16 protein-coding genes are annotated in these 15,486 nt (G+C 59.3%); 13 read left to right on the forward strand and 3 right to left on the reverse strand.

The annotated features are described in order from the left end of the window. The first annotated feature begins 117 nt into the window (after window positions 1–117). Window positions 118–1,842: an ABC transporter ATP-binding protein/permease gene (locus BLR69_RS25935; protein ID WP_071494165.1), complete on the forward strand. Its 1,725-nt coding sequence runs from the start codon at window positions 118–120 to the stop codon at window positions 1,840–1,842. A 188-nt stretch (window positions 1,843–2,030) separates the two neighbouring features. On the opposite strand, the gene BLR69_RS25940 is transcribed toward BLR69_RS25935, so the two are convergent. Next, on the reverse strand, window positions 2,031–2,468 hold the full coding sequence (locus BLR69_RS25940) for a YhcB family protein (RefSeq protein WP_003171734.1): 438 nt from the start codon (window positions 2,466–2,468) through the stop codon (window positions 2,031–2,033). A 147-nt stretch (window positions 2,469–2,615) separates the two neighbouring features. Between BLR69_RS25940 and BLR69_RS25945 the strand changes: the two genes are divergently transcribed. From BLR69_RS25945 to zapE, 3 genes are all read left to right on the forward strand, one after another. Then, window positions 2,616–3,245 carry an alpha/beta hydrolase gene (locus BLR69_RS25945; protein WP_038850899.1) on the forward strand — a complete coding sequence of 210 codons (630 nt, stop codon included), beginning with the start codon at window positions 2,616–2,618 and terminating at the stop codon, window positions 3,243–3,245. 24 nt (window positions 3,246–3,269) lie between these two features. Next, on the forward strand, window positions 3,270–4,625 hold the full coding sequence (locus BLR69_RS25950; RefSeq protein ID WP_071494164.1) for a tryptophan--tRNA ligase: 1,356 nt from the start codon (window positions 3,270–3,272) through the stop codon (window positions 4,623–4,625). 79 nt (window positions 4,626–4,704) lie between these two features. Next, on the forward strand, window positions 4,705–5,799 hold the full coding sequence (gene zapE / locus BLR69_RS25955; RefSeq protein WP_071494163.1) for a cell division protein ZapE: 1,095 nt from the start codon (window positions 4,705–4,707) through the stop codon (window positions 5,797–5,799). A gap of 111 nt (window positions 5,800–5,910) precedes the next feature. On the opposite strand, the gene BLR69_RS25960 is transcribed toward zapE, so the two are convergent. Beyond that, entirely contained in the window at window positions 5,911–6,831 is a 921-nt protein-coding gene (locus BLR69_RS25960; RefSeq protein WP_172832166.1) for a GlxA family transcriptional regulator, read from the reverse strand. Between the two features lie 220 nt (window positions 6,832–7,051). Here BLR69_RS25960 and BLR69_RS25965 point away from each other — a divergent pair, with 220 nt between their 5' ends. After that, window positions 7,052–8,188, forward strand: a complete 1,137-nt coding sequence (locus BLR69_RS25965; RefSeq protein ID WP_071494161.1) for an acyl-CoA dehydrogenase family protein — start codon at window positions 7,052–7,054, stop codon at window positions 8,186–8,188. 113 nt (window positions 8,189–8,301) lie between these two features. On the opposite strand, the gene BLR69_RS25970 is transcribed toward BLR69_RS25965, so the two are convergent. Continuing rightward, on the reverse strand, window positions 8,302–9,342 hold the full coding sequence (locus BLR69_RS25970; RefSeq protein WP_058423021.1) for an NADP(H)-dependent aldo-keto reductase: 1,041 nt from the start codon (window positions 9,340–9,342) through the stop codon (window positions 8,302–8,304). Between the two features lie 248 nt (window positions 9,343–9,590). On the opposite strand from BLR69_RS25970, the gene rplM reads away from it, so the two are divergent. The 8 genes from rplM (at window position 9,591) to BLR69_RS26010 (ending at window position 15,388) form a co-directional block, all read left to right on the forward strand. Beyond that, window positions 9,591–10,019 carry a 50S ribosomal protein L13 gene (rplM, locus tag BLR69_RS25975; protein ID WP_003188508.1) on the forward strand — a complete coding sequence of 143 codons (429 nt, stop codon included), beginning with the start codon at window positions 9,591–9,593 and terminating at the stop codon, window positions 10,017–10,019. A 14-nt stretch (window positions 10,020–10,033) separates the two neighbouring features. Beyond that, entirely contained in the window at window positions 10,034–10,426 is a 393-nt protein-coding gene (rpsI, locus tag BLR69_RS25980) for a 30S ribosomal protein S9 (RefSeq protein WP_002555064.1), read from the forward strand. Between the two features lie 266 nt (window positions 10,427–10,692). Further along, window positions 10,693–11,286, forward strand: a complete 594-nt coding sequence (gene petA / locus BLR69_RS25985; RefSeq protein ID WP_016976232.1) for a ubiquinol-cytochrome c reductase iron-sulfur subunit — start codon at window positions 10,693–10,695, stop codon at window positions 11,284–11,286. Continuing rightward, window positions 11,286–12,497 carry a cytochrome b gene (locus BLR69_RS25990; protein WP_003171746.1) on the forward strand — a complete coding sequence of 404 codons (1,212 nt, stop codon included), beginning with the start codon at window positions 11,286–11,288 and terminating at the stop codon, window positions 12,495–12,497. Before petA ends, BLR69_RS25990 begins: the two co-directional genes overlap by 1 nt. After that, on the forward strand, window positions 12,497–13,276 hold the full coding sequence (locus BLR69_RS25995; RefSeq protein ID WP_071494160.1) for a cytochrome c1: 780 nt from the start codon (window positions 12,497–12,499) through the stop codon (window positions 13,274–13,276). Before BLR69_RS25990 ends, BLR69_RS25995 begins: the two co-directional genes overlap by 1 nt. A gap of 149 nt (window positions 13,277–13,425) precedes the next feature. After that, window positions 13,426–14,043: a glutathione S-transferase N-terminal domain-containing protein gene (locus BLR69_RS26000; protein ID WP_024073431.1), complete on the forward strand. Its 618-nt coding sequence runs from the start codon at window positions 13,426–13,428 to the stop codon at window positions 14,041–14,043. 17 nt (window positions 14,044–14,060) lie between these two features. Next, window positions 14,061–14,480 (forward strand): ClpXP protease specificity-enhancing factor, encoded by a 420-nt coding sequence (locus BLR69_RS26005; protein ID WP_071494159.1) that lies wholly within the window; start codon window positions 14,061–14,063, stop codon window positions 14,478–14,480. 158 nt (window positions 14,481–14,638) lie between these two features. Beyond that, window positions 14,639–15,388, forward strand: a complete 750-nt coding sequence (locus BLR69_RS26010) for a FadR/GntR family transcriptional regulator (RefSeq protein ID WP_071494158.1) — start codon at window positions 14,639–14,641, stop codon at window positions 15,386–15,388. Window positions 15,389–15,486: the final 98 nt, after the last annotated feature.

Genomic DNA, 15,486 nt, shown 5'->3' on the forward strand with positions numbered 1-15,486 from the left:
GCGAAAATCGTCAACGATGACGGGGTGCGCTGGATGCCTGCGGCGCTCTCAGGTTTTTCGCGAGCAAGCTCGCTCCTACAATGGGGGGCACCCTCTTTTCCCTACCGAGCCTGAACAATGAATCAGAACGCTGAGTATTCCGCGGTCAACGACGCGGTGCGTGGGCAATTTCTACGGCGGGTGTGGGGGTTGATTACGCCCTACTGGCGCAGTGAAGAAAAGGGCATGGCCTGGCTGCTGCTGTTGGTGGTGTTGGGGCTGTCGCTGTTCAGTGTCGCCGTGTCGGTGTGGTTCAACAGCTGGAACCGCGATTTCTACAATGCGCTGGAGCATAAAGACTACGACGCTTTTACCCACCTGCTGATGTACTTCAGCGTGATTGCGGTGGTGGCAATTGTGACCGGTGTGTTCACCTCCTATCTGCAGCAGATGCTGACCATCCGCTGGCGCCGTTGGCTGACGGAAACCTACTTCGCCCAATGGCTGGGCCACAAAAATTATTACCACCTGGAATACGGCGGCTACACCGATAACCCCGACCAGCGTATCTCCGAAGACCTCAACGCCTTTACCGCCAGCACCCTGACCCTGGGGCTGGGCCTTATCAGCAACCTGGTGAGCCTGGTGTCGTTCTCGGTGATCCTGTGGGGCGTGTCCGGCAGCATCGAGGTATGGGGCATCACGATTCCCGGCTATATGTTCTGGGCCGCGCTGGTGTACGCGGTGATCGGCAGTTGGCTGACGCACTTGATTGGTCGAAAACTGATCGGCCTGAGCAACCGTCAACAACGGTTTGAGGCGGACCTGCGTTTCAGCCTGGTGCGGGTACGGGAGAACGCGGAAAGTATCGCGCTGTTCAACGGCGAGCCCAACGAGCGCCAGCAATTGAGCGCGCGCTTCGGGCGAGTGTGGAGCAACTTCTGGAGCATCATGCAGCTCAAGAAGCGCCTGAATTTCTTCACCAGTGGTTACTCGCAGATCGCGATCATCTTCCCCTTTGTCGTCGCGGCGCCGCGTTACTTCGCCGGCAAGATCGAACTGGGTGTGCTGATGCAGGTGGCCCAGGCGTTTGGCAGCGTGCAGGGCAGCCTCAGTTGGTTTGTCGACGCCTATACGTTGCTGGCCAGTTGGCGCGCCACCTGTGATCGTCTGCTGAGTTTCGGTCAGGCCATGCAAGACAACGAAACGCGCACCATGGGCATTGGCCTGCAGCATCAGGGCGCTGACTTGCAGGTCAGGGATCTGAACCTGGACCTGGCCGACGGCCGTCACCTGCTGCAAGGCGCCGACCTGACCGTTGCCGAGGGCGAGCGCCTGATGCTCAGCGGTCGTTCCGGCAGCGGCAAGTCGACCTTGCTGCGGGCCATGGGCAACCTGTGGCCCAACGGTCACGGCAATATCCGCCTGCCGGCCGAGCGTTACTTGTTCCTGCCGCAGAAACCCTACTTGCCGATTGGCACCCTGAAGGCGGTGCTGAGTTATCCGCAGGACGACAGCGTCTACCCGGCAGAACGTTATGCTCAGGTCCTGGAAACCTGCCGCCTGCCCCATCTGATCGGGCGACTGGACGAAGCGAACCACTGGCAGCGCATGCTCTCGCCGGGCGAACAGCAACGCCTGGCCTTTGCCCGCGCCTTGTTGTTTGCGCCGCAATGGCTGTACATGGACGAAGCGACGTCGGCGATGGATGAAGAGGATGAGGCAACGCTGTATCAAGCGTTGATCGATCAGTTGCCGGGGCTGAGCATCGTCAGCGTCGGGCATCGCAGTAGCCTCAAGCGTTTCCATGGGCGGCATGTGCGGATCGAGGGTGGGATGTTGCAGGAACAACAATTGGCTTAAGTTCAGACTCGGTCACTGTGGGAGCGGGCTTGCTCGCGAATACGGACTATCAGTTACCGATGTGCAGACTGACCCACCGCCTTCGCGAGCAAGCCCGCTCCCACATTTGATTGATGTGGTTTGTAAGACCCAACAAAAAGCCCGGCTGATCATCGATCAGCCGGGCTTTTTAGCGTTTGAAGATTAAATTACTTCTTCAAACCGTAATGCTCATCCAGCATGCCGGGGGCGTTCGGCGTTTTTGGCGCGTAGTCCCGTGGTGGCTCCTGGTTTTCCCGGGGTGGGGTCAGGCGCTCCCGTGGGGTTTGCGGTGCATCGGAATGCAGCGCGGCCAGCAGGCGCTGGCGGGTGATGTCGTCGAGGGCGAGGCGGTTGGCGCCATCGGCGAGGTGATCCTGTACTTCCTGGTAGCTCTGGGTGAGCTTCTTGACCAGGGTCGCGGTGCTGTTGAAGTGGGTAACAACCTCGTTCTGATAACTGTCAAAACGTTCCTGAATGTCGTCCAGCTGACGTTGCGTGCGGTTAGGCGCGGCATTCGGCAGCAAGCGAGCAACCAGGAAACCAATGGCGACACCGGCAACCAGGGCAAGAGTCGGCAACAACCAAACTAAGAGCGAGTGTTCCACGAGTCCTTCCTCTATAAACGGCTTTGCTTTACGTTAACGGCTCAAACCTGCGCTGTATACCGCGATTAAGCTCGCAATGATGCCATGCACAGACTTTTAGCTAGACGAGTCGACCCTTTGAGAGGTCACGGAGTTCATTCCTTGCTCATGCGTGAAACCCCCGTTTTGATCGATGGCCCGGTAGGTCAATTGGAAGCCCTGTATCTGGATCACCCCGAGCCACGTGGCCTGGCGCTGATCTGTCACCCTAACCCGGTGCAGGGCGGGACCATGCTCAATAAAGTTGTATCTACCCTGCAACGCACCGCCCGCGATGCCGGTTTGATCACCTTGCGTTTCAATTACCGTGGCGTCGGCGCGAGTGCCGGCACCCACGACATGAGCACCGGTGAAGTGGACGATGCCGAAGCGGCCGCCACCTGGCTGCGGGAAAAACACCCCGACCTGCCGATCACCTTGCTCGGGTTCTCCTTCGGTGGCTACGTGGCCGCCAGCCTGGGTGGGCGCCTTGAGGCCAAGGGCGAAAAACTCTCGCACCTGTTCATGGTCGCTGCGGCGGTGATGCGCCTTCGCGATACCGATGCGTTGCCACAAGGCTGCCCATTGACCCTGATCCAGCCGGAAACCGACGAAGTGGTCGACCCGCAGACCGTCTACGACTGGTCCGCGGCCTTGAATCGCCCCCATGAGCTGCTGAAAGTGGCAGAATGCGGACACTTTTTTCACGGCAAGCTCACCGATCTGAAGGATCTGGTGCTGCCGCGCCTCTCGAATTGATAGCAGTCTGATAAGCGATTACCCATGACGACTCGTACCCGTATCCTCACCGGCATCACCACCACCGGCACGCCGCACCTGGGCAACTACGCCGGTGCGATCCGCCCGGCCATCCTCGCCAGCCAGGACGCGAATGCCGACTCCTTCTACTTCCTGGCCGACTACCACGCCCTGATCAAATGCGATGACCCGCAGCGCATCCAGCGCTCGCGCATGGAAATCGCCGCGACCTGGCTGGCCGGTGGCCTGGATGTGAACCGGGTGACGTTCTATCGCCAGTCGGACATCCCGGAAATCCCCGAGCTGACCTGGCTGCTGACCTGCGTGGCCGCCAAGGGCCTGCTCAACCGCGCCCACGCGTACAAGGCCTCGGTGGACAAGAACGTGGAAGCCGGCGAAGACCCTGATGCGGGTATCAGCATGGGCCTGTACAGCTACCCGGTGCTGATGGCGGCGGACATCCTGATGTTCAACGCACACAAAGTGCCGGTGGGGCGCGACCAGATCCAGCATGTGGAAATGGCCCGTGATATCGGCCAGCGCTTCAACCACCTGTTCGGCAACGGTAAAGAATTCTTCACCATGCCCGAGGCCTTGATCGAAGAAAGCGTCGCCACCTTGCCGGGCCTTGATGGCCGCAAGATGTCGAAAAGCTACGACAACACCATCCCGTTGTTCACCAGCGCCAAGGACATGAAGGACGCGATCTCGCGGATCGTCACCGACTCCCGCGCGCCGGGCGAAGCCAAGGACCCGGACAATTCGCACCTGTTCACCCTGTACCAGGCGTTTGCAACCAAGGCGCAGGAAGAAGAATTCCGTGCCGAATTGCTGCAAGGCCTGGGCTGGGGCGAGGCGAAGAACCGTCTGTTCCAACTGCTGGACGGCCAGTTGGCTGAAGCCCGCGAGCGTTACCATCAACTGATGTCGCGCCCATCGGACATGGAAGACCTGCTGCTGGTCGGCGCCAACAAGGCCCGTGCCGTGGCGGCGCCGTTCCTGGCCGAGCTGCGTGAGGCGGTGGGCCTGCGTTCGTTCGTCAACCAGGCTGCGGCGCCGGTCGCGACCAAGAAGAAAGCGGCGAAGGCTGCACGCTTCGTGAGCTTCCGTGAAGACGATGGCAGTTTCCGCTTCCGCCTGTTGGCCGCAGATGGCGAGCAACTGCTGTTGTCGCGCAACTTCGCTGACGGTAAAGCGGCTGGCGCGGTGACCAAGCAATTGCAAAGCGGCGACGCGCTGGACCTGCGCACCGAGGCCCTGGGCTTCAGCGTATGGCTGGACGGTGCCCCTGTGGCCGACAGCGCCGAATTCGCCGACGAAGCGTCGCGCGATGCCGCCATCGCCGCCCTGCGCGTTGCGTTGACCCCTCTCGAGGATTAACCCGACCAAGGGTTGATTGCCATTATCCAGGGCCGTCGTTACAGTGACGGCCCGTTTTTGTTGCCTTGCTAACGAAATTATGACGCCCCTAGAACGATATCAAGCTGATCTGAAACGCCCTGAATTCTTCCATGACGCGGCCCAGGAAAATGCGGTGCGTCATTTGCAGCGCCTGTACGACGATCTGCTCGCGGCCTCGCAAAGCAAGCCAGGGATGTTCAGCAAGCTGTTTGGCAAGAAAGACCACACGCCGGTCAAAGGCCTGTACTTCTGGGGCGGCGTGGGGCGTGGCAAGACTTACCTGGTGGACACCTTCTTCGAAGCGCTGCCGTTCAAGGAAAAGGTACGGACGCACTTCCACCGCTTCATGAAGCGCGTGCACGAAGAGATGAAGACCCTGCCGGGCGAGAAAAACCCGCTGACTATCATCGCCAAGCGTTTCTCCGAAGAAGCGCGGGTGATCTGCTTCGATGAATTCTTCGTCTCCGACATCACCGACGCGATGATCCTCGGCACCCTGATGGAAGAGCTGTTCAAGAATGGCGTGACCCTCGTCGCGACCTCGAATATCGTGCCCGACGGCCTCTACAAGGACGGCCTGCAACGTGCGCGCTTTTTGCCGGCCATTGCGCTGATCAAACAGCACACCGAGATCGTCAACGTCGACAGCGGCGTCGACTACCGCCTGCGTCACCTGGAGCAAGCGGAGCTGTTCCACTTTCCGCTCAATGAGGCGGCCCACGACAGCCTGAAAAAGAGCTTCCGCGCCCTCACGCCGGAATGCACCCAGGCGGTGGAAAACGACAAGCTGATGATCGAGAACCGCGAAATCATCGCGCTGCGCACTTGCGATGACGTGGCCTGGTTCGAGTTCCGCCAGCTGTGCGACGGCCCACGCAGCCAGAACGACTACATCGAGCTGGGCAAGATCTTCCACGCGGTGATCCTCAGCGGCGTGGAGCAGATGAGCGTCACCACCGACGACATCGCGCGACGCTTTATCAACATGGTCGACGAGTTCTACGACCGTAACGTGAAGCTGATCATCTCGGCGGAAGTCGAGCTCAAGGACCTGTACACCGGCGGGCGCTTGAACTTCGAGTTCCAGCGCACGTTGAGCCGCTTGCTGGAGATGCAGTCCCACGAATTCCTCTCGCGCGGCCACAAACCTTAGCAGCAACACAAATCAAGGGTGGGAGGGGGCTTGCCCCCGATAGCGGTCTATCAGTGCAAGATGTACTCACTGACACACTGCTATCGGGAGCAAGCCCACTCCCACATTTGCTTACGCAGCCTGTTGGAACTGTTGGCGGTACTGGTTCGGTGACAGCTCCGTGTGTTGCCTGAACAACCGCGCAAAGAAACTCGCATCGTCGTAACCCACCTCATAACTGATGGTCTTGATGCTCTTGCGGCTGCCCGAGAGCAGGCCTTTGGCCGTCTCGATCCGCAGGCGTTGCAGGTAATGCAGCGGCTTGTCGCCGGTGGCGGTCTGGAAGCGGCGCATGAAGTTGCGGATGCTCATGCCGTGTTCCCGGGCGACGTCTTCGAAGCGGAACTTGTCGGCGAAATGCTCTTCGAGCCAGTGCTGGATCTGCAGGATGATCACGTCCTGGTGCAGCTTCTGCCCACCAAACCCGATACGTCCCGGCGAATAGCTGCGCTGCACTTCGTAAAGAATGTCGCGGGCTACGGCTTGGGCGATGTTGGCGCCGCAGAAGCGTTCGATCAGGTAGATGTAGAGGTCGCACGCCGAGGTAGTGCCGCCGGCGCAATACAGATTGTCGGCGTCGGTGAGGTGCTTGTCCTGGTTGAGCTGGACCTTGGGGAAGCGTTCGCTGAAGGCATTGAAGAAGCGCCAGTAGGTGGTCGCTTCCTTGCCATCAAGCAGGCTGGCTTCGGCCAGCCAGAACACCCCGGTGGCTTCGCCGCATAACACTGCGCCGCGTGCGTGCTGTTCGCGCAGCCACGGCAACACTTGCGGGTAGCGGGTGCACAAGGTGTCGAAGTCATCCCAGAAGGCCGGCAGCACAATGATGTCGGCGTCTTCAAGGCCGCCGTCCACCGGCATGATCACATCACTGAAACTGCACACCGATTGTCCATCGGGGCTGACCAGGCGTGTTTCAAACCCGGGCGTCAGGCCCAGGCCTTGTTGCTTGCCGTAACGCAGGCTGGCGAGGTGGAAGAAATCCTTGGCTTGCATGAGGGTGGAAGCGAATACCCGATCAATGGCCAAAATGCTGACGCGCCGCAAGGGCGTGGAGATTTGGTTAGACATAATTTCATTTATTCTTATAGGGGAAAGTGGTCACCAGACGGCTGGATCGTCTTATTTTTTGTCGCATGTGTCCAGTGTCCCGTGCTGCTTTCGCGGCATAGTCTCTGTGGGCTCGCCCTTGTCCGACAATCCACGCAGGTGACCCATGATTCCCAGCACCTTGTTCAGCCCGGAACACGAACTCTTCCGCGAGAGCGTGCGCACCTTCCTCGAAAAGGACGCCGCGCCGTTCCATGGGCAATGGGAGAAACAGGGCTATATCGATCGCAATTTGTGGAGCAAGGCGGGGGAGGCGGGCATGTTGTGTTCTCACCTGCCGGAGGAATATGGCGGGCTGGGTGCGGACTTTCTATACAGCGCGGTGGTAATCGAAGAGATCAGCCGGCTGGGCCTGACCGGCATCGGTTTTTCCCTGCATTCGGACATTGTTGCGCCTTACATCCTGCATTACGGCAGTGAAGCGCTGAAACACAAATACCTGCCCAAGTTGATCTCCGGCGAGATGGTCACGGCGATTGCCATGACCGAGCCGGGGGCTGGTTCCGACCTGCAAGGTGTGAAGACCACCGCGGTGCTGGACGGCGATGAGTATGTGATCAACGGCTCCAAGACCTTTATCACCAATGGTTACCTGGCCGAGCTGGTGATCGTGGTCGCCAAGACCGATCCCAAGGCCGGCGCCAAGGGCACCAGCCTGTTCCTGGTGGAGGCCGACACGCCGGGCTTCGACAAGGGCAAGCGCCTGGAGAAGGTCGGCATGAAGGCCCAGGACACCTCGGAGCTGTTCTTCCAGGATGTGCGGGTGCCCAAGGAAAACCTGCTGGGCCAGGCTGGCATGGGCTTCGCCTACTTGATGCAGGAGCTGCCTCAGGAACGGCTGACCGTGGCGATTGGCGCCTTGTCGTCAGCTGAGGCGGCGCTTGAGTGGACCTTGGAATACACCCGCGAGCGCAAGGCGTTCGGCAAGGCGATTGCGGATTTCCAGAACACCCGCTTCAAGCTGGCGGAGATGGCCACCGAGATTCAGATCGGCCGCGTATTTGTCGACAAGTGCATGGCGTTGCACCTGGAAGGCAAACTGGACGTGCCCACGGCGGCGATGGCCAAGTACTGGGCCACGGACCTGCAATGCAAGGTGCTCGATGAGTGCGTGCAGTTGCATGGCGGCTACGGTTTCATGTGGGAGTACCCGATCGCACGGGCGTGGGCGGATGCGCGGGTGCAGCGGATTTATGCGGGGACCAACGAGATCATGAAGGAGATCATTGCGCGGGCGCTTTGATTGGGCGGTTCTGCTGATGGCCAAATCGGGGGCAAGCCCCCTCCCACACTTGAATGTATTCACAGATCAAAATGTGGGAGGGGGCTTGCCCCCGATAGCGGTCTTAAGATCAATCAAGGCGCTGGGTTCGGGTGATCCTTCTGAATCGCCTCAATCCCCTCCAACACCTCTTTCGACAGCTTCAGGTCAGCACTGGCAATGTTGCTATCCAGCTGCTCCAGCGATGTGGCGCCAATGATGTTGCTGGTCACAAACGGCTGCTGTGTCACAAACGCCAGCGCCATCTGCGCCGGGTCCAGCCCATGTTCCCGCGCCAGTGCAACGTAACGGCTGCATGCCGCCTCCGACTGCGGGTTGAAGTAACGGCTGAAGCGGCTGTATTCCGTCAGTCGCGCTTTCGCTGGGCGGGCGCCATTCTCATATTTGCCGCTGAGCATGCCGAACGCCAGGGGCGAGTACGCCAGCAGGCCGCATTGCTCGCGAATCGCGACTTCCGCCAGGCCCACTTCAAAGCTGCGGTTGAGCAGGTTGTAGGGGTTCTGGATCGACACCGCACGCGGCCAGCCACGGGCTTCGGCCAGGGCCAGAAATTTCATGGTGCCCCATGGCGTTTCATTGGACAGGCCGATGTGGCGGATCTTGCCGGCCTTCACTTGCTCGTCCAGCGCTTCGAGGGTTTCCTCCAGCGGGGTGAGGTTGTCTTCGTCCTTGTGCTTGTAGCTCAGTTGGCCGAAAAAGTTGGTGCTGCGCTCCGGCCAATGCAACTGGTAGAGGTCGATCCAGTCGGTCTGCAGGCGTTTGAGGCTGGCATCCAGGGCTTCGACGATGTGCTTGCGGTTGTGGCGCAGGTGGCCGTCGCGGATGTAGTCGATGGTGTTGCCGGGGCCGGCGATCTTGCTGGCGAGGATCCAGTCGGCGCGGTCGCCACGGCTCTTGAAGTAATTACCGATGTAGCGTTCGGTGGTGGCATAGGTGTCGGCCTTGGGTGGCACCGGGTACATTTCGGCGGTGTCGAGGAAGTTGATCCCCGCGCCTTTGGCTCGCTCGATCTGCGCGAAGGCCTCTGCCTCGCTGTTCTGCTCGCCCCAGGTCATGGTGCCCAAGGCTATCGCGCTCACGTTCAGATCCGTACGGCCCAGCTGTCGATAATCCATCGGGTACTCCTTCAGGGAAAACAATCATAAAAGCAGGTTGAATTTTTTTTCGCAATCTGCATAATTGCCCACCTCTTTCTGCAGTGGAAGTGATGCGCCGCCTGCCGAAGAATCTTGCCGTTGAACGGACGCGCCGACCCGAGCCCCCGATAGCGTCTGTATCCGGCTGCCTTTGACTTGTCAAAGTACGCACTATTCAGTAAGATCCGCCGTCTAATTTACAGGGCGGCCCCTGAGGCTATTAAAGAATGACAACTTTTACTGCAAAACCGGAAACAGTTCAGCGCGACTGGTTTGTCGTCGACGCCGCTGGTCAGACCCTGGGTCGTCTGGCCACTGAAGTCGCCAGCCGTCTGCGTGGCAAGCACAAGCCTGAGTACACCCCTCACGTTGACACCGGTGACTACATCGTGATCATCAACGCTGAGCAGGTTCGTGTAACCGGCAACAAAGCAAGCGACAAAATGTACTACCGTCACTCCGGTTTCCCAGGCGGTATCAAGTCTTCCAACTTCGAAGGCCTGATTGCCAAGAAGCCTGAAGCCCCGATCGAAATCGCGGTCAAAGGCATGCTGCCTAAGGGCCCACTGGGTCGCGATATGTTTCGCAAGCTGAAAGTCTATGCGGGCGCTGTACACCCTCATGCTGCTCAGCAGCCCCAAGAACTGAAGTTTTAACGGAATAGTTCATTATGTCGGCGACTCAAAATTACGGCACTGGCCGTCGCAAAACCGCAACCGCTCGCGTTTTCCTGCGTCCGGGTACTGGTAACATCTCGATCAACAACCGCTCCCTGGACAACTTCTTCGGCCGCGAAACTGCCCGCATGGTAGTTCGTCAGCCGCTGGAACTGACCGAGACCGTTGAAAAGTTCGACATCTACGTCACCGTTATCGGTGGCGGTGTAAGTGGTCAAGCTGGCGCAATCCGCCACGGTATCACTCGCGCTCTGATGCAGTACGACGAAACCCTGCGTGGCGCTCTGCGCAAAGCTGGCTTCGTGACTCGCGATGCTCGTGAAGTTGAACGTAAGAAAGTCGGTCTGCGTAAAGCGCGTAAGCGTCCGCAGTACTCGAAGCGTTAATTCGCTTTACGTTCCACAAAAACGCCCAGCCTCCTCACGGAGCTGGGCGTTTTTTATTGCCTGCGATTTATGCAGAAAAATCGCCGTGACAACTTGCCACATCCGTAGACCCCCTATACTACAAGGCCTGGAGGCTGAGCCCCGGGCAATTCCCTTGTCATACGTGGGGCTTTTCATTACCATTCGGCAAAATTTTTATAAGTAAAGATTCAACACTTAGTAGACGCCTGATTTAACAGGCCAAAAAGCTGATGGGAGAGGACTGAATGAGCAATGACGGCGTGAATGCAGGCCGGCGTCGCTTCTTGGTAGCAGCCACATCCGTGGTGGGTGCTGCAGGAGCGGTGGGGGCTGCGGTCCCGTTCGTGGGGTCATGGTTTCCCAGTGCCAAGGCGAAAGCCGCAGGTGCACCGGTGAAGGTGAATATCAGCAAGATCGAGCCAGGCCAGCAGATGATTGCTGAGTGGCGCGGCCAGCCGGTTTTCATTGTTCGTCGTACCGAGGAAATCCTGGGGAATCTCAAAAAGATCGAAGGCCAGTTGTCTGACCCCAAATCCGAGAAGTCCGACCAACCCGCCTACGCCAAGAACGAAGTGCGTTCGATCAAGCCAGAGATCCTGCTGCTGGTCGGTCTCTGTACCCACCTGGGTTGCTCGCCGACCTTCCGCCCGGAAGTGGCCCCTGTCGATCTGGGCAAGGATTGGGTTGGCGGTTATTTCTGCCCCTGCCACGGCTCCCACTACGACCTCGCTGGCCGTGTCTACAAATCCCAGCCTGCTCCGCTGAACCTGCCCGTGCCACCGCATACCTACGAAACTGACGACCTCATTGTCATTGGCCTCGATAAGGAGAACGCGTGATGAGCAAGTTCATGGATTGGGTGGATGCTCGCTTCCCCGCCACTAAAATGTGGGAAGACCATCTCAGCAAGTATTACGCGCCGAAAAACTTCAACTTCTTCTACTTCTTCGGCTCCCTGGCCCTGCTGGTGCTGGTCAACCAGATCGTCACCGGCGTCTGGCTGACGATGAGCTACACCCCGTCGGCGGAAGAGGCGTTCGCTTCCGTCGAGTACATCATGCGTGACGTCGAGTACGGCTCGATCCTGCGCCTGCTGCACTCCACCGGCGCCTCGGCGTTCTTTATCGTCGTCTACCTGCACATGTTCCGTGGCCTGCTCTACGGCTCGTACCAGAAGCCTCGCGAGCTGGTGTGGGTGTTCGGCATGCTGATCTACCTGGCGCTGATGGCCGAAGCCTTCATGGGCTACCTGCTGCCGTGGGGCCAGATGTCGTACTGGGGTGCCCAGGTGATCATCTCGCTGTTCGGTGCGATCCCGGTGATCGGCAACGACCTGACCCAATGGATCCGGGGTGACTATCTGATCTCCGGCATCACCCTGAACCGCTTCTTCGCCCTGCACGTGGTGGCCTTGCCGATCGTGATCCTGGGCCTGGTGGTGCTGCACATCCTGGCGTTGCACGAAGTCGGCTCCAACAACCCGGATGGAGTGGACATCAAGAAGCACAAGGACGAGAACGGCATCCCGCTGGATGGCATTCCGTTCCACCCTTACTACACCGTGAAAGACATTGTCGGCGTGGTGGTGTTCCTGTTCGTGTTCTGCTCGATCGTGTTCTTTTTCCCGGAGATGGGCGGTTATTTCCTGGAGAAGCCCAACTTCGAACAGGCCAACGCCTTCAAGACGCCTGAGCATATTGCCCCGGTCTGGTACTTCACGCCGTTCTACGCGATCTTGCGCGCGATCCCCGACAAACTCATGGGCGTGATCGCCATGGGCGCGGCCATTGCTGTGCTGTTCGTGTTGCCCTGGCTCGACCGAAGCCCGGTCAAGTCCATGCGCTACAAGGGCTGGCTGAGCAAGATCTGGCTGTGGGTGTTCTGCATTGCGTTCGTGATCCTGGGTGTACTGGGCGTATTGGCGCCGACCCCTGAGCGTACGTTGCTGTCGCAGGTCTGCACCTTCCTGTACTTCGCCTACTTCATTCTGATGCCGTTCTACACCCGGCTCGAGAAGACCAAACCGGTTCCGGAAAGGGTGACTGGCTGATGAAAAAGTTATTTGTTGCTTTGATGCTTGCGGCCCTGCCGCTCCTGTCATTGGCCGCCGAGCACGGTGGCCCGGCGCTGGAAAAAGTCGATATCGACGTGTCTGACAAGGCAGCCATGCAAGACGGCGCGCGTACGTTCGCCAACTACTGCATGGGTTGCCACAGCGCCAAGTTCCAGCGCTACGAGCGGGTGGCCGATGACCTCGGTATCCCCCATGAAATGATGCTGGAGAAGCTGGTATTCACCGGTGCCAAGATTGGCGACCACATGACCATCGGAATGAAGCCCGCCGACGCCAAGACCTGGTTCGGCGCGGCACCGCCCGACCTGACCCTGGTGGCACGTGTACGCGGCACCGATTGGCTCTACGGCTACCTGAAATCCTTCTACGAAGACCCGGCGCGCCCTTATGGCGTGAACAACCGTGTGTTCCCGAACGTCGGCATGCCTAACGTTCTGGTCGGCCTGCAAGGCAAGCAAGTGGTAGGATGCAAGCAGATTCAGGTCGTTGAAGACGGCAAGAAGCAATACGATCCGTTGACCGGCACACCTTTGACTCATGAAGCGTGCGATCAACTGAAGATAGAAACCCCAGGTTCGTTGACAGACGAGCAGTTCGACGAGAAGGTCAAGAACCTCGTGACCTTCCTGGCCTACTCGGCCAACCCGGTCAAACTGCAGCATCAGCGCATCGGTACCTATGTGTTGCTGTACCTGGCGTTCTTCTTCGTATTCGCCTATCTGCTCAAACGCGAATACTGGAAGGATGTGCATTGATCCAACCGTAAGCAATTGCTGTTAATCTTGCGCGCCCAGCGGCATCTCTGAATACGTAGCGGTCTGGTTGTACCAGGCGTTACAGAGATGCTCTCTGGGCGCGCTCGTTTTTGAGCTTTCGATAATTTCAACAAGCGAGGAGGACCGCCATGGGCGTGACCAACCGGTTGGCCTGTTACTCCGACCCCGCCGACCACTATTCCCACCGAGTACGTATCGTGCTCGCAGAGAAGGGTGTCAGCGCCGAGATCATCAGTGTGGAAGCAGGTCGTCATCCACCCAAACTGATCGAAGTGAACCCCTACGGCAGCTTGCCCACCCTGGTCGATCGTGACCTGGCGTTGTGGGAGTCGACCGTCGTGATGGAATACCTGGATGAGCGTTACCCGCATCCACCCTTGCTGCCGGTGTACCCGGTGGCGCGTGCCAACAGCCGCCTGCTGATCCATCGGATCCAGCGTGACTGGTGCGGGCTGGTGGATGTGATCCTGGATACCCGCAGCAAAGAAGCGGCACGTGTACAGGCGCGTAAGGAATTGCGCGAGAGCCTGACCGGCGTTTCGCCGCTGTTCGCCGATAAGCCTTTTTTCCTCAGTGAGGAACAAAGTTTGGTGGATTGCTGCCTATTACCGATACTCTGGCGTTTGCCGATTCTCGGTATTGAACTGCCGCGGCCGGCCAAGCCGCTGCTTGATTACATGGAGCGCCAGTTTGCGCGTGAGGCTTTCCAGGCGAGTCTGTCTGGTGTCGAACGCGATATGCGCTAAGGCTTAAGGAGCCGCTGATGAACTCCAGTCGACCCTACCTGGTCCGCGCGCTCTATGAGTGGATTGTGGACAACGATTGCACCCCGCACATGCTGGTCAATTCCGAATTTCCTGCGGTTCAGGTACCGCAGGGTTTTGCCAGCGACGGGCAGATTGTGCTGAACGTATCACCCAGTGCCGTGCGCCACCTGCACATGGACAATGAAGCGGTCAGCTTCGAAGGGCGTTTCGGCGGTGTGCCGCATACGCTGTACGTGCCGATTGGCGCCATCCTCGGCATCTATGCCCGGGAGAACGGCCAAGGCATGGTGTTCGATCTGGAGTCGCCTTTCGAGGAGGACGAATCGATCGAAAGCGAAGAGGGCGATGATCAGCCGCCACCGGACTCCGAGCCACCGCGTCCCAGCGGCCGGCCGAGCCTGAAAGTGGTGAAATAACCGGCATTCCCCTCGGGGTTAGCCGAAACAATGCCTCGACCTGTGTCGGGGCATTTTTTTGCGCGAAGGATATAGATGAAAGTCGCACCCGGACGGTGATCGTACAACCACCATGGGCTATGATGCGTGCTCAAGCTCACCGAGAAAGATGATTCATCATGGAAAACGCCAACACCGCCCCTCGTCTTCCCCGCAAGCGCCGCAGCCTTGCCCAGGAATTGGTCACGGTGTTGTCCGAGCAGATCCGCGACGGCCAGCTCAAGCGCGGCGACAAGCTGCCCACCGAGTCGGCGATCATGGACGCCCATGGCGTCAGCCGCACGGTGGTGCGTGAAGCCATCTCACGCTTGCAGGCGGCAGGGCAGGTGGAAACCCGTCATGGTATCGGCACCTTTGTGCTGGACACGCCGAGCCCGAGCGGCTTTCGCATCGACCCGGCTACCGTGGTGACCCTGCGTGACGTGCTGGCGATTCTGGAATTGCGGATCAGTCTGGAAGTGGAATCCGCCGGCCTGGCCGCCTTGCGCCGCAGCGATGAACAACTGGCCGCCATGCGTGCGGCGTTAGACGCCCTGAATGAAAGCGCGGCCCACGCCGGCGATGCGGTGGCTTCTGACTTTGCCTTCCACCTGGAAATCGCGCTGTCCACTGGCAACCGCTACTTCACCGACATCATGACCCACCTGGGCACCAGCATCATTCCGCGCACCCGCCTGAATTCGGCGCGCCTGGCTCATGATGACCAGCAGCACTACATGAGCCGTCTGAGCCGTGAACACGAAGAAATCTACGAAGCGATTGCCCGCCAGGATTCGGATGCGGCGCGGGCGGCGATGCGCTTGCACCTGACCAATAGCCGGGAGCGGCTGCGCCATGCCCATGAAGAGGCGGAGGCGCAGCGCAACTAGACGTGGCGTCTGTAGGAGCGAGCTTGCTCGCGAAAGACTCAAGAACACCGCGTGTATTCAGAATGTACGCGTTGATCTCAGGCTCTTCGCGAGCAAGC

Source organism: Pseudomonas azotoformans (genome assembly GCF_900103345.1).
Classification (GTDB): domain Bacteria; phylum Pseudomonadota; class Gammaproteobacteria; order Pseudomonadales; family Pseudomonadaceae; genus Aquipseudomonas; species Aquipseudomonas azotoformans.